Origin of the sequence: Imperialibacter sp. EC-SDR9 (genome assembly GCF_902498805.1) — a bacterium.
Taxonomy (GTDB): Bacteria; Bacteroidota; Bacteroidia; order Cytophagales; family Cyclobacteriaceae; genus Imperialibacter.
This window is the reverse complement of record NZ_LR701579.1, coordinates 25413-40403: the sequence shown is the minus strand read 5'-3', so window position 1 is coordinate 40403 and position 14991 is coordinate 25413. Positions and strand designations below refer to the sequence as shown.

At 46.2% G+C, this 14991-nt stretch carries 13 protein-coding genes; 4 read left to right on the top strand and 9 right to left on the bottom strand.

Translation table 11 applies throughout. From position 1 onward, the window contains the following. Positions 1-4: 4 nt before the first annotated feature. The 8 genes from GC130_RS08375 to GC130_RS08340 all read right to left on the bottom strand — a co-directional run bounded on the left by GC130_RS08375 (position 5) and on the right by GC130_RS08340 (position 8619). Positions 5-469, bottom strand: coding sequence for a hypothetical protein (locus GC130_RS08375; protein ID WP_151997844.1), 465 nt, complete (start codon positions 467-469; stop codon positions 5-7). A 44-nt stretch (positions 470-513) separates the two neighbouring features. Then, positions 514-1404 carry an RHS repeat-associated core domain-containing protein gene (locus GC130_RS28855; RefSeq protein ID WP_226940421.1) on the bottom strand — a complete coding sequence of 297 codons (891 nt, stop codon included), beginning with the start codon at positions 1402-1404 and terminating at the stop codon, positions 514-516. 24 nt (positions 1405-1428) lie between these two features. After that, the gene (locus GC130_RS08365; protein WP_151997843.1) at positions 1429-3003 is read right to left on the bottom strand and encodes an OmpA family protein; all 1575 of its coding nucleotides are present in this window, start codon (positions 3001-3003) and stop codon (positions 1429-1431) included. A gap of 105 nt (positions 3004-3108) precedes the next feature. Then, complete coding sequence (locus tag GC130_RS08360) at positions 3109-3954, bottom strand: transporter (RefSeq protein ID WP_151997842.1); 846 nt, start codon at positions 3952-3954, stop codon at positions 3109-3111. 5 nt (positions 3955-3959) lie between these two features. Beyond that, the gene (locus GC130_RS08355) at positions 3960-4880 is read right to left on the bottom strand and encodes a DM13 domain-containing protein (protein ID WP_151997841.1); all 921 of its coding nucleotides are present in this window, start codon (positions 4878-4880) and stop codon (positions 3960-3962) included. Between the two features lie 73 nt (positions 4881-4953). Next, positions 4954-5364 (bottom strand): DUF1761 domain-containing protein, encoded by a 411-nt coding sequence (locus GC130_RS08350; RefSeq protein ID WP_151997840.1) that lies wholly within the window; start codon positions 5362-5364, stop codon positions 4954-4956. A gap of 117 nt (positions 5365-5481) precedes the next feature. After that, the gene (locus GC130_RS08345) at positions 5482-7254 is read right to left on the bottom strand and encodes an alpha/beta hydrolase-fold protein (RefSeq protein WP_151997839.1); all 1773 of its coding nucleotides are present in this window, start codon (positions 7252-7254) and stop codon (positions 5482-5484) included. Positions 7255-7524: 270 nt separating this feature from the next. After that, the gene (locus GC130_RS08340; RefSeq protein WP_151997838.1) at positions 7525-8619 is read right to left on the bottom strand and encodes a ferredoxin--NADP reductase; all 1095 of its coding nucleotides are present in this window, start codon (positions 8617-8619) and stop codon (positions 7525-7527) included. Positions 8620-8778: 159 nt separating this feature from the next. Here GC130_RS08340 and GC130_RS08335 point away from each other — a divergent pair, with 159 nt between their 5' ends. The 3 genes from GC130_RS08335 to GC130_RS08325 all read left to right on the top strand — a co-directional run bounded on the left by GC130_RS08335 (position 8779) and on the right by GC130_RS08325 (position 12133). Next, on the top strand, positions 8779-10407 hold the full coding sequence (locus GC130_RS08335; RefSeq protein WP_151997837.1) for a serine hydrolase: 1629 nt from the start codon (positions 8779-8781) through the stop codon (positions 10405-10407). Next, positions 10401-11030, top strand: a complete 630-nt coding sequence (locus GC130_RS08330; RefSeq protein WP_151997836.1) for an NUDIX hydrolase N-terminal domain-containing protein — start codon at positions 10401-10403, stop codon at positions 11028-11030. Before GC130_RS08335 ends, GC130_RS08330 begins: the two co-directional genes overlap by 7 nt. A gap of 101 nt (positions 11031-11131) precedes the next feature. Further along, complete coding sequence (locus tag GC130_RS08325; protein WP_151997835.1) at positions 11132-12133, top strand: PAS domain-containing protein; 1002 nt, start codon at positions 11132-11134, stop codon at positions 12131-12133. Positions 12134-12142: 9 nt separating this feature from the next. Here the strand turns inward: GC130_RS08325 and GC130_RS08320 are convergent, their stop codons facing one another. Next, positions 12143-12547: a DUF1761 domain-containing protein gene (locus GC130_RS08320; RefSeq protein ID WP_151997834.1), complete on the bottom strand. Its 405-nt coding sequence runs from the start codon at positions 12545-12547 to the stop codon at positions 12143-12145. Positions 12548-12696: 149 nt separating this feature from the next. On the opposite strand from GC130_RS08320, the gene GC130_RS08315 reads away from it, so the two are divergent. Further along, positions 12697-14976 (top strand): PAS domain-containing protein, encoded by a 2280-nt coding sequence (locus GC130_RS08315; protein ID WP_151997833.1) that lies wholly within the window; start codon positions 12697-12699, stop codon positions 14974-14976. Positions 14977-14991: the final 15 nt, after the last annotated feature.

Below are 14991 nucleotides of genomic sequence, written 5' to 3'. Positions count from 1 at the left end.
TTTGCTACTGGCAGAAGCGACAATCAGATTTTAGCTTTTGCACTAGGGTTTCTTCCCCCATAATTATCTTCTCGATACATTGCTTTTGAGGATTATATGAAAACTGCAACTCATCGTATTCATCGTCTGGTTGCCATTTCTCCTCTCCATTATTATCAAGTTCGACTAGTTGCCATGTCAAATTGTTTGGTAGTGAGAGGCTGACTTCCTGAAACTCATGAATGACTTCATCTGCTTGCAGTTCTCCATATTCCATGTAGATACCAATGTCTTTATAATTAGAAAAAAAAACCTTGCCAGTTGAAATTTCACCGCTATTGATTTTCAAGATTCTGACTATAGATGTAGTGTCAGTCCAACCCTTCATATCACTAATAAAGATTTCCCGACCACTAGTCCAAGGAGATACCGATGTGTAAGCATCAAGAACACATTCAAGCGAATAGCTCAACGGCTTTTCATTTTTCAAATGGCACCCGATTAAAAGGCACAATACTATAAGTCTTCTAGTCACTATTTCTCGATTATCGCCCTATGTACTCCGTCGTATGATGTAACCTTTCCACTCCTTGGATTGTAAACTTCAAATTTTGTATTACCAAAACCAGGTCGCCTTCTCATTTCTCGAGCACTTTTAGAATCACCTCTATCATGTACACTATTTTTCGGAACCGGCATTAAACTATATGGATTCCCAGTTTCTTCACCATAATGCCCGCTAGGTATGCTATTCCCGCTTGGATGAGAGTGTGATAGTTTAATTCCTTCAAATCCTTTCTTTGTATAGTCCGCCACCAATTGAGTGATTGTTTTCACAATTCGCTGGCCATGTGAAGTAGTTACTGTTGATTCTATCCTCCCAGAAGGAGACTTGACATCTAATTTAGCGTATTCAACTCCTGACTGAGCAGCAAATTTGTAGAACTTCTCAGCTTTATCTGGGCTTCCAGCATCACGTTGAGCAAATGTCACATTTGTTCCGTGGTCAACTTCTTCTACGGTGGTTTCTGACTTAAAGGAACCATTTGTTCCATATGTATAGCTGTCGTGAACCTTTCCTGTTACATCTATTAATCTAACGACATCATCACCCTTTGCCTCGGTGACAGACATCTTTCCCGTCCCTTTCTCGATGTCTATTACATCGAGCCTTCCGTCTGGATCAACTCTAAGCAAGGGATTATTCTGAACATAGTTATATGGACTCAGCCAATCTCTTTGATCTGCCAAAGGATCTGTAGTACTCATCCGGCCAAGTGCTGGATCATAAAAGCGAGCACCGTAGTCATAAAGGTTGAGATCGAGGTCTTCTTGCAGCTCCTTTCCGTTGTACAGATAGTCATTCTTCAGCCCCGACTGATACGAGTTAAAAGCGAGGCCAAAAGGGTAGTAGTCACCCCCCAGCTAGTTGGTCAAAACGTAGCCCATCTAATTCTCCAACACCTTGAACTCCACCCTCCTGTTCGTCTGACGGTTTTCTGCTGAGGTGTTCGGCACCTCTGGCTGGCTTTCGCCGTAGCCCAGGGCGGTGATGCGGTTGGGATCGATGCCGTTGTCTACCACATACTGGCGCACGGCCTCTGCCCTGCCCTGCGACAAATTCTTGTTGTAGTCATCGCTGCCCACATCGTCGGTATGCCCGCCAATTTCGATGGTAATGGTCGGGTTCTCGTTCATAAAATCTACCACCTTGTCAAGCTCTTCAAAAGACTCAGGGCGTAAAATGGTCTTGTTAGTATCAAAAAATACTTTTTCCAAACGCACCTTAGTGCCTACTTCAATCGGATCGAGGTAAAAGGGCTTGTCGTAGTACCTTTCCAGCCCGTCATACGCCACATTAATTTCGTCGTTCGCTGAAAGAAAGCCCTCTGCCTTTACTTCCAGCTTGAAATTGCCCTCATGAGGAAGCTCCACCTCATAAAAGCCATCTCCTTCTCCACTTTCCACAAACCCGTCGTCGGATTGCGCAGATTGGTAACCAACCACTGCACCCGAAATGGGCGTCCGGTCTTTGCTCGACATGACAATGCCAGTAAGCATAATGATTGGCTCAGGTTCTGGTTCGGGCTCAGGCTCCGGTTCGGCCTTGGCAGGCACCAGACCGAAAATATCGAGGCTGCCACCATCCTGGGTTGTGTACGACCTTGTAGTAAAAGCATTTTGCCCGTCGCCACTGATGGAGAAGTAAGCATCAAAACCTTTGGTGTTCACCGGCTCGCCGAGGTTGACCGGCTTCGACCATTTCATCCAGGTATCATCCAGGCGTTTGGCCATATAGATATCAGTGCTGCCAAATCCCCCAGGTCTGTTGCTCGCAAAGTATAAGGTAACGCCATCAGCTGCCAGAAACGGTCCAAACTCATCGTAAACAGTATTAATCCCCTCAGGCATTTTCGCTGGCGGCGTCCACTTGCCTCCCTTGTCGAAGCTGATATACAAGTCACTGTATTTGCCTTTTACTCTTTCTGTAAAATACATAATGACCACCTTGGCATCGTTGCTCATGAAACTGCCCGAAAACAAGCCCTTGTTCATGCTGTCGTAGTTGGGGATATTCACCTGTGTTGGTGCCGACCACCCACTTCCTGATCGCCTCACAATGGAAAAACCAGGCTCGTTCTTTCTGGCTCCGCCATTAAGCATTAGTGTGTTCCCGTCGGTGGTAATTCCCAGCACCTTATTGAACTTATGGATATTGAAAGGAGGGCCTGCATGCACAGCTTGCGTCCAGTTTCCATCGGCATCCCTGGTCGAGTACCAAATGTCCTGCGAGCCGTCTTCTCCGTAGGTGTTTTCAGGACTGTTAGACACCACCCAGTACAGCGTATTTCCGTCAGGCGAAATAATAGGGCCGGACTCATGGTGGCCCGTATTCAATTCTTTCCCCAGTTTTTCGAGGTCAAATTTTGGCGCTTCGTCCTCCTCTTGCGCTTGCCCAAAATGGGTGACAGAAAGAAATATAAAGCATAAAAAAATACTCGGTAGAGTGGCTGGTTTCTTCATTTGACTATCAATTAAGCTGCAAAATAATGATAGTGTGACATTTAGCCAATCTCTGGAAACTTTATTGACTTTTTGGAAGATGCAATTGTATAAAGCAAATGCCTTCTATGGCTTAAAAAAGATCCCCACACTCCAGGCAGGTCGGGCCAGAACGTTTTTTCCTGACAAAGCATAATCAACAGCCAAGCTTGCACCCATTTTTCCTCCCTTGTGCAGATAGGCGACTTGAGGGCCGTAGGCAAAATATTCTGTGTTGTTAGAAAAAATACCATTAACGGCATCAGGGGCGTCACCATTGAAAAAGGAAGAAACACTTCTGATCATGGCAGAGACGAGCACCTTTTCTTTAATCGTGTAGCCAATCTCGGCATTGTAATGAAACTCTTCTGAGAAACCCTTCGTTCGGTTGTTCAAACCAACTCCAAAAGTGGCATAAGCCGGCAATGGATAAAGCGACACCCCTCCCTCAAGCCTAACCAGCTGGTTAAATTCACCATCTCCAGTTTGCAAAAGCATGGTATTGCCACCTCCCGGATTACCCGTTGGCAGTCCAAAATAGACGCCAGCTGCCAGCACAAAAGCCTTGTCTTGAATGATACCGTATTTAGCGCCCACCAGCATGTCGCCCAGTGAAGTAACTGCATCGCCGGGTTCGGTGCGGCCACTCAGGGTGAATTGGCGCTCGTTCAACACATTTCTGGCAATCAGCGGCACGGTACCAATGATATCAATGCGATCCGTGATGCCATACTCTCCGTAAAAGTTGGTGAGATAGATCGAAGAGGTCGTAATCGGCACTACATTGCCCTCCTTGTCAAAAAACTGGTTGGCGATGATCCAGCGCTCTTCCAGCTTAAAGTAGCCATGTCCTTTTTTAGATGTCCAACCTCCGCCTGCCAGGGAATTGGCAGACAAAGCAAGTCCGGTAATGAGCAAGAGGAAATGTTTCATATTTATTAATTCAGCTCGGCCAAACCGAAGACAACATTGAACGGTTTGCACAGTATAATCACATATTTGTAGTCGTCTATAGCAACGCCGTCGGCCCGGTAGCTGCTGGGCCCTGTGGTGCTAGCCAACGCAGCCAGCTCTTTTCCACCGGCCACCGAGTTGTCCTGATTAGAAAGGTAGACAAACAAGCCAGGGCCATTATTGGAATTAAAATTATCCTGTAAACTCACCTGCAAGGCATTGCTGTCAAGGATACTTACCCTCACATCGCCGCTTACATTGTAGCCCCCCTTACCGACGAAGCTGCCGGTTCGTACCCCAAATTCTCCACCGACGATTATTTGGTAAGGCTCACTATTGACGCCATCGGCCGAGGCAATAATGTTTGTTGTGCCGTCAGCCACGCCCAACACCAGCCCCTCATTGTCAACGGAAGCGATAGCGGGATCAGTGGATGACCAGGTCACCTCTATATCATCGATGGTAACGTCAGCCGAATTGTAGACAAAAGCATTCAGGTCGACAGATTCACCAGCTTCCACCCGCATAGCCTCACCGGTTATTTTGATGTAGGCCACCTCATTGGCCAGGTCAATAACATTGAGCTGCAGACCTTTTGATGCCTGCCCCCCGTAACTGGCAGTAATTGTCACCTGCCCCCTGGCAACACCAAAAACGATCCCATTCAAGTCAACTGTGGCCACAGTTGGGTCAGACGACTGCCATGTAGTGGACACATCGAATCGATCTCCGAATTCATTTACACCGCTAGCAGTCATCTGGAGGCTTTCATTGACGTTAAGAAATGCCTGAGGCGAAAAGATTTCGACGCTGCTCACGGTGTCCTCAACCAGATCGGTGCCTATGCACGAAATCATCAATGCGGACAATGTGCTGAATGCAATAAAGCGCTGGATCAATGACATTCTTGTTCGTTTTAGGTCTAAATATACTAAGGACGCTAAATCAAGAATGTCTCGAAATGGACAAAGGCGGGATTTACATCCAATAGCCCAGCACCAGCCCCATCAACGGGTAGGCCACAAGGCAGTATCCCACAGAAATGAGGTAGAAGCGTATTGGGCGGGTTTCGTATACAAAATTGATGGCTTGCGCAACTGCCACAAAGGCGGCAGCCAGAAACCCAAGGAGCACCCCTTCAAAAGCGCTGGTACCATGCTCTGCATGAATAAGTATTGACAAAAGAACTGAGGTACATAAACTCAGAAAAAAGCCAGTTAAAAAACCGTACTTTTTATCACGTGAAGCAACTCCTTCTGCACCAAGCCCGATGTCTTTGGCCCAAAAATACCCGAAAAGCCCTCTGCTAAACCACAGCAACTCCAAACTCTGGCCAATCAAAACGGCAAAAAAAATAGCGATGTAGTTGAGTTCGGAAATAACGTCCATTTATAGGTGTTTGTTGATTAAGGCAAATTTATAACAAATTAGCTTATACGCAGTATACAATTCTGCCAGCGCAACACCAGAGTTGAAATTTTTGGTCAGCCCAGCCGAAGTGGCCGATCAGATACCCCAGTTAATGAGCCTGAAACCTCTCGGCTTAGTCTTACGCAGCCTTTCCTTTATTTTGGGCAGGTACATTGTGTTGTATCTCAGTCGGCTGATGTAGTTGGGGTTTTCATGATCACCGTTCCAACAGTGCTCGGCCCGGTCACCATAGTCTACCTCCCCGCCATAATATGGGTCGGTGGTGCTCTCCAGAAACTCTTCTGCCATGTAAACTGCGTTGTTCAGATAGTAATTGTCCATGTCTCCGCAGTAGATATGCACTTTGCCTTCGAGCTTTTTGCCAATCTTAGCCCAGTCCCTTTGCATGATATGGCTGAGGTCATAATTCTCTTTCCAATAGTTAGCCACCTCTTTGTCAATCACGCCAGTCATTTTGTCCCAAATCGGGCGGGGATATCCATTGGCACCCGTCGGCGAATATACTGCCTGCCAAATGTCCCACTGGTCACCCGACCGGCTCTCCCTGCCGCCAATCACGAGCTCCTTGTGGTTCGACTCCTGAATGGTGCTTTGCACATGACCGAGATAATCCCGGTGCCCGGGTCTCGGCGTTTTATTGTAATCATTATCAAGGTAATAGGCGTTCTCGTCTTCATACAAATTGACTACTGTATAAGCACGAAAGTCGATAGGATCGGGACAAGCAGCAAAACAACCGTTGTATTCGTCAGGGTAGAAAACCTGAGCCGCAAGCGCTTCCCAGCCGCCAGTGGAGCCGCCATACAAGAACCGCCCCCAGCCCTCACCAATCCCGTTAAACTGCTCTTCGATATAGGGAAGCAGCTCATAAGTAATGGCATCGCCGTAAGGCCCCAAATTGGCTGAGTTCACAGCGTAGGAATCATCGTAGTACGGATTCTGGTGTTGAATTTCAATAGCAATATACCGGGGAAATCTCGGTCCGGTCCACTGTTTGTAGAGATCATATGCCTCTTCCTGCACAATCTTATTGTACCCCTCTATTTTAAACCTTTCGCTATAGTCAGGCTTCAAGTTAGGATCAGGAGGCGTCTCACTGAACCCACCAAAAGTATAGGGGAAATGCCCATGAAATATCATCAGTGGATACCTCGCATCGGGCTGCTTGTCCCAGTCATGCGGTAGAAGAATATTGGCACCCAGATACATTGGCCTACCCCAAAACTCAGACAGTAGCTTACTCTCAATCTTCACATGTTTGATGTACTTGGTATCGACCGGATCGGGAATGGGCGGTATCTCATTGGTAAGTGAAATCTTGAAATTACCTCCGATAGCGGGATTAATGGTAACCTTTTGAGGGGTACTAAAAAGATTTTTCGGTGACGAAGCCCACTGCTGCCCTTCCCCCTGATCCATATGAAGCTTCACGGTATGTCCGTTGGCCAGATTGAAGGTGGTATACTTATTCAAAAATCCCTGGATATAATAATCACCTGGAGGGATGTTCTTGATACTTTGAATGGGATACCCGAAGACTGACGAGTCAATGACAACTTCAGTGCCAGCCTGAAGCTGATCCACCGTAATTCCAAAAATCATTTGAGATGAAGGCCCATCAGAGATTTGGAAGCGTGGTTCGGGGTCGTTTGTCTTGGCAATGACTAGCAATATTCTACCGTCAAAAGGCCCATCGACGAATTTCTTGTCTATAGAAATCCCAAAATTAAGCACAGGCTTGGGTGGGGGAGTATTGGGCTGCTCTTTGTTAGAGCAACTGCCAACAACGACTACAAAAATGATTAGAAATAAAGGAGATAGACTATCCAGGCAGCGCTTCAATTGCATACGGTTCAGGTTTCTTAGTAGGAATGTAGCCTTAAAATCTCAAAGGTGCAAAGGAGTTTCTGTGAGCGTTATTCAAGTGAGAATAAAAACCAGACACCCTCCAGCTTTAATGTGGAGCTGATCGGTTAATAAGCTATTTGAAAGGAAAAAATCAATTATGAAGTTGCGTTCAGTCAAAAGATGGCGCATGAAACATCGCATTTTTCACTTTTTAACAAAAATCATCAGTGACTTTTGGTGTAAATGGTCTATTTAAGTTACGATAGGTAATTATCCTATTTCTATCACAACGTCACTTGTGATGGGATGCCCCACACAACAAAGAACATACCCTTCCCCTTTTTCAGAAGCTGACAGGCCATCGTCCTCATCCATCTTCACTTCCCCTGAAAGCAATTTGCCCCGGCACGCAGTGCACAAGCCACTTTGGCAAGAATATGGCATGTCAATATCGAGACTAAGACCCGTCTCCAAAATCGTTTTGCCTGATGGAACGTCAAATGTGTGCTCCTGTCCGTCGAGAATGATTTTAACGGGCAAGCTTTGCCCGGTTCTATCGACAATCTCAGCGGGAGATGTCTCTCCTGCGGTAAAGCTTTCTCTTTTGATAGCGTCTGCAGCGACTCCCAATTTGGTCAATCCATCCACAGCGATATCCATCATTGGCGCCGGGCCACACGTGAAAAACTCAGCTTCCCTGAAATCAAACGCAGGCAGGTTGTTTAGGATTTGCTCCACTTTTTCAACGGTAAGTAGCCCCTCAAGACTTTCAACTTCCGCTGACGGCTTTTCCAATACGTGTATCACCTTCAGCCGTTCCCCATATGCAGCCCCCATTTCCTCCAGCTCGGCCTTAAAAATGATCGAGTCTTTATCACGATTGCAGTAAACTAGCCAAACTGTGGAAAGAGGTTCTTTGAACAAAACCGATTTTGCGATGGACATCAGTGGCGTGATGCCGCTGCCTCCTCCAATCATCACCAAATGGCGCTTTCTATTTTCATCAATAGGGGTCACAAAATGCCCCATCGGCTCCATAACCTCTATTTCATCGCCAACCCTGGTCACAGTATTGACATAAGTAGACATGCTGCCTCCCTCTACTTTCTTCACCGTAACGGCGGGCAGTTCATCCAGAAACGGGCTACTGCAAAGAGAATAAGCCCTCCGAATCTTCTTCCCGTCAATAGTAAGTATGAGCGTCACAAATTGGCCTGCCTGGTAATTCAACCCGCCTTCCGGGTTTTCAAAAACAAGACTCACCGCATCGTTAGTTTCCCTTCGAACCTGATGGACTTTAAGTGTCAGGTACCTGCTGTCTTTTTTTTTCTCTTTTGACGACTTCTTAAAAAAACTAAATGCCATTGCTACAAATGCTGAAAATTCTAAAACAATAGTTGATGGGAAATATGATGAGCTAAGTGCTGCAAAACTAATCCTAAAACCATTCCCTACCAATCAAATCAACGCTACTTTAAAAGGTGCCATTTTTTTCCTTACTTCTCCTCTCAAATCCCCCTTGTAATGAAACAATCCTTTCTCGGTTTAGTGCTCGTTTACATCTTTTATTGTTGCAGCCCTATTGAAAACCCGCAACAGGTAAATAAGTTCGAAAGTGAGCTAGATGCCATTTTTGCAGAATCCCAAAACGAAGCATCACCAGGCTGTGCTGTTGCTGTCTTTCAGGGGGGCAAGGTTGTTTTTCAAAAAGGCTATGGCCTCGCCAATGTCGAAAACAATGTTCCCATCACCACATCAACTACCTTCGACATAGCGTCAGTCTCCAAGCAATTTACAGCCTATGCTGCGGCGCTATTGCTGGAACAGGGAAAGATCGCACTCACCGACGACATAAAAATGTACTTTCCTGAATTGAATGACTTTCCCCACCACATTACCATCGACCAGCTCATTCATCACACCAGTGGCCTTAGAGACTGGCCACAAACACTGGCTGTGGCGGGCTGGAGCATGGAGGATGAGCTTACCTACGAACAAATACTGCGAATGGCTTTTGCCCAAAAAGACCTCAACTATGAACCAGGCGCCGAATATTCATATACCAACACAGGTTATGTGTTGCTGGCGGAATTGGTAAGCAGGGTCGCTGAGGAACCGTTTCATTCATATATAAACAAGGTGGTTTTCGAACCTCTTGGGATGAAAAACAGCCTATTCAACAACGACATCCACAGCGTCATTGCTGGAAAGGCCCAAAGCTACTACAAAGTCGATTCGGCCACCTATGGCAGCTATGCCAACACCACCACTGCTATGGGCTCTTCGAGCATGGTTTCCACTGTCGAAGACCTGGCCCAGTGGCTGATGTTTCTATCGAAAAACCCGTCAGACAACCCTGCGGTTAATCGCCTCCACGAAAGAGGTGTACTAACCAATGGCGACAGCATTCACTACGCTTACGGCGTTTGGTTCGAAGAGTCGGGTGACCTGCCGGTGATTACGCATACAGGGTCGTGGGCAGGCTTCAGAGCGATGACAATGCGCTTCCCTACAAAAGATTTTGGCCTGGTTATTTTAAGTAATTACGCCGGGTTCGACAGGTATGGGTATGCCGAAAAAGTGGCAAAGGCCTTTTTGACGGATGATTATTACCTTTCTGATGAAAAGACTGAAGAACTACCGTCTTCGGATCGGTATCAGCGCCTGGCAGGAGCTTATGTTTCGTCCCCCACACGGATTTACGAACTTGGGAGTGATGATAACCCTATGAAATTATCCATTGATGGGGCTTTTGAATACACCATGGTGGCGGCAGATTCAGAAGGAGAGTTTTTCGCCAGCGAAGATCCAACACTTTTGCTAAAACAAAAGGGAACAACATTGTCGATAAATGGGCAGCCACTGGAGAAAATTAAGACGGAGCGACTTCCGCTGGGCAACTACACTGGCACCTATTTCAGCGACGAACTCCAGATGATGTATGAAGTAGTTGTGAAAGATGAACAGCTTTTCATGAGCAGTCTCAGGCACGGCCCGGTTGAGTTGCAGCCCATTGCGGGCAACTTGTTTGCAGGTGGTGAGTGGTTTCTGGGGAGGATATTGTTTACCACCACGGCCGACGGCATTTCTGGTTTTCAGGTGTTTGGCGGGAGGGTGAGAAGGCTACATTTCAGAAAGGTGCAGTCATGGTAGACCAGGCGAACATTTTTGACAACCTACTCCGAATAAAAGCACTTTCGCAGATTGGAATCAATTTTAGGAATTCGGAGTACGACCGTGAACGATACGAGGAGATTGTTTCCATAGTAGACCAGCTTATTGCAGGCATATCTGACATGCCCATCGAGAGAATAACGGTTCTCCATGCAAATGAAGAAAGCTATATCACCCCCAAAGTGGATGTAAGAACAATAGTTCTGAAGAACGACCAGGTTTTGCTTATCAAAGAAAAAGCGGACGGCCGCTGGGCGCTGCCCGGAGGCTGGGCCGACATTGGCTACACACCATCGGCAGTAGCGGTGAAGGAGGTAAGAGAGGAAACAGGATTGGATGTGAAAATTGAAAGACTGCTGGCGGTATTTGACAACTCCCTGCACCAGCATCCCCCATCGCCCTTCTATGTGTATAAGCTCTTCTTTCTTGGAACTGTCACAGGCGGCTCATTCGATCTAAAAGGTCATGAATCCTTGGAGGTTGGGTTCTTTTCGTTACAAGAACTCCCGCCACTGTCGGAAGAAAGAAATACTTACCAGGAAATAAATCAATTAGCTACGATTGCTGCTCAAGCCAGCAACGGACAGACCTTGTTTGACTAAATGACAACAAATATCAGCGTGGACTCAAAGGTATTTCAGATTGAGTCATATTTACCCTATATTCAGTGAGCTTTGATCAACGACTCTCTTTTCTGGAATAGATGGACGAATATTACCAAAGATCTCTTGATAAATTCTGTGCCGTTTCGGTATCCGACCCGGAAAGTATTATCTCGTCAGTTAATGACTTCTTCTGTCGTGTGTCAGGTTATGAGAGAAACGAATTAATCGGGAGGTCTTACAATATTCTGAAGTCAGCAACTCATGGTGAAGATTTCTACAAAGACTTGTGGAACACCGTCAGCAAAGGCAAGGTTTGGAAAGGGGAAATATGCAATTTATCGAAAGACAGCACGCACTATTGGCTGGACACCACCATAGTACCCGACCTCACAGCAACTGGTGAGATCATCCGGTATATTACCTACCAGGTGCCAATCAATGACCCGATCCAAAAAAAGCAGACAGCTAGCGATACAAACAGGCAAAGTTCAGATGAAAGCGACGACCTGTATCATTCTCTGGTTAATAATCTACCCATCAGCGTATGGAGAAAAAACAAGGAAGGAAAAATAACCTATGTAAATAAGACCCTGGTTCAAAATGTAAAGATGGAAGAGTCGGAGCTACTGGGAAAAACAAACCACGACCTGTACCCAAAGGAGCTTGCTGACAAATATGAAAAAGATGATAAGGAAGTGATCTCCAGCGGCATCGCCCTGCATTCTGTTGAACCTAATATTGACCTGAAAACAGGAGAGCACATCTACATTGAAACAATCAAAATCCCGATCAAAGGAAGGGATGGGAGCATTGAAGGCCTTCAGGGAGTGTTTTGGAATATCACAGAGTCGATAGAAACTCAAAAGCGCCTCGAAATTCAAAACGAACAATTGACAGAGATCGCCTGGTTGCATTCGCATAAAATAAGAGGCCCGGTGGCCACTATTATGGGCTTGATGAATATTTTCGATTGGACCAACATGAATGACCCGCAAAATTTAGACATAGTGAGAAAGGTCGACACGGTAAGTAAGCAACTCGACGAAATTATTCATGACGTCGTGAAGAAAACAGGCGATCTCTATAAAAAAGAAGACTGAGGGTTGGCCTCAATGCCAGGCACCAAGAATGTAGCCCGAAATAGCCAGAGACACCATCCAATAACCTCCATTGATAATGATATACTTAAAGGATTTCTGCTCGTACATCGCATTAACGCCAATGCCCATAGCAACAAACCCAAAGCCTGTCAAAAAACCGTACAAGGCGCCATCGGTGGCTCCGATTTCGGTTCCGAACATCATGGCCATATTGAATATGAGGATAAAGCTCATGACAAAAGCTGAACCAAACACTTTACCCATATTACCGCTTTTCGCTTTCTCTTCGGTCATGCCCGACTCCTTCATCCAGGCTGTACCAAAAACTTTTGGATTGTACCAAACAAAGCCAACAACAAAGGTTACGACTGTGGCTGCCACAATTGCTAACCAGTTCAATGCAGAAATGTCCATAAAATTAGTTTATGTTAGTGAGTAAGAAATATAGTGAATTTGTATTTCTTTCATTTTCACATCTCACCCAGCTATTCAGCCGTCATTTGTAAAGGCTCTTACAAACTGGCTTTATTAACATTTATGCGTCAACGACAAGAGGATACCAGATGCCTTCTAAGACTAACCGAATTGTAACGAATGCAGGCCCGTTTGCGGGATTTTGGGAGTGGGATATTCGCAGTCGCCAGGAAAATATAAGTAAAAGTCTTGCCGAAGCATTCTCCTTGCAACACCCTTTCAGCAGGGAAGAAGGGGAGTTTTGGAAAACGATACTTTCGGTTACTGACTTTCAGTCTTTTATTGAACTGCGGGCAGAAGCCAGTCGAAAAAAGCAGGGCGATATAATATCTACAGTGCTTCAGGGCATCACGGCACTGGGGGAACTCATTACTTTCGAAATTCAAATGGAGACAGTGGCCTGGAACGACTCAGGAGAAGCTGAAAAAATGATCGGCTATGTAGCAATCAACAGGCCTGGCCTGAGTAGTGCAAGCCATCCGTTGCTCAGGAAGCTCACAGAACATGTCCACGGAGTCGTTTATCAATACCAATACCTGGACAACGGCCTCTCCCGATTTCCATACGCCAGTGATGGACTTTGGGATATCTTTGAACATACTCCTGAGGAAGTAAGAGCTGATGCGGCCAGCGTGCTTGACAGAATACACGCTGAGGACCTCGACGAGTTCATTCAGTCGATGCTCAATTCGTACACAAGCCTAAACCCCTGGAAAATGGATTTCAGGGTTGTACTACCCTCAAAAGGTGAAAGGTGGATCAGTGGACGTGCCACGCCCGAGAAGCAACACGACGATAGCGTGATTTGGCACGGGTACATGGCCGACGTAACCGACCGAAAGAAAATCGAACAAGAGCTGCTCAAGACAAATAAGGATCTTCAGGGCATTTTAAATGCAGGTAGTCAAATATCAATCATCAGCACACGTGTTGACGGCCTCATATCACATTTCAGCAAGGGCTCTGAGAACCTGCTTGGGTATAAAGCCGACGAGGTGGTGGGCAAAGAAAATCTGACCATCTTCCATGTGAGGGAAGAAATTAAATTGCGTGAGAAGCAATTAACAGCCCGACTAGGAAAAGAGGTGGAAGGCTTCGATGCGCTTGTAGAAATGGCCAGAAAGGGAAAACACGACACCCGGGAATGGACCTACTCAAGAAAGGACGGCGCCACTTTTCCGGTGCAACTTGTTGTAACGGCCATTACCGACGAACACAGCAAAATAGTTGGGTTTTTGTGTGTTGCCACCGACATCAGTCAGATGACGAAAGCCAGGCTGGCATTGGCTGAAAGTGAGGAGAGGTGGCAGTTTGCCCTTGAGGGAGCAGGCGATGGAGCCTGGGATTGGGACTTGGCAAAGGGTTCCATTTTCATTTCGCCAAAATCTAAGAAAATGCTGGGATACGCTAGCCACGAGGTGAGAAACGCTCCGGAAGGCTGGGCCAAGCTGATCCACGCCGATGATGTTCCAACGTATCAAAAGAACCTGGACGAGCACCTGCAGGGGAAGGCTGAAACCTACTCCACAGAGTACCGGGTGCTGTGCAAAAACGGAGAGTACAAGTGGGTGCTTGACAGGGGAAAAGTGACCAGAAGAGACGAGGGTGGCAAGCCTTTAAGAATCATCGGCACACACTCCGACATTTCCCAGGCCAAAGAGAAAGAAGAAGCATTAAAAAGCACAATTGACATTATTGGTGAACAAAACAGAAGGCTGCTCAACTTTGCGCACATCGTATCGCACAATCTCAGGTCACATTCGGGCAACTTTGAAATGATGTTCAAGATGTACGATGTCGCTGAGGATGACGACGAACGGAAGGAAATGCTTGCCCACATCAGAACGATATCAGAGAAACTAAGCGAAACCATCCACCACCTCAACGAAGTGGTGATGGTTCAAACCTCCATCGACCTGCAACGGCAAAATATCAACTTGCACAGCTATGCGGAGAAAACAAGAGAGGTATTGACAGCAAACATTTCCTCAAAAAATGCCCACATAGTAATTAACATCCCCAGGGACATTGTAATAAATTACAATGCAGCGTATATGGAGAGCATTCTTTTAAATTTGCTGTCCAATGCTATTAAATACAGCCATCCGGACCGTAGGCCGGAAGTGCATCTAACGGCCTACCGTGAAAAAAATTATACTGTTCTGGAGGTAGCCGACAACGGCCTTGGCATCAATCTACATCTCCACAAAGACAAGCTTTTTGGTATGTACAAAACCTTCCACCCCAACAAGGATGCCAAGGGAATTGGTCTCTTCATTACCCGCAACCAGATCGAGGCAATGGGCGGAAGAATAGAGGTAGAAAGCGAAGAAAATAAGGGCTCAGTATTTAAAGTCCACTTTTTGTAACAACACCTCTTCAGG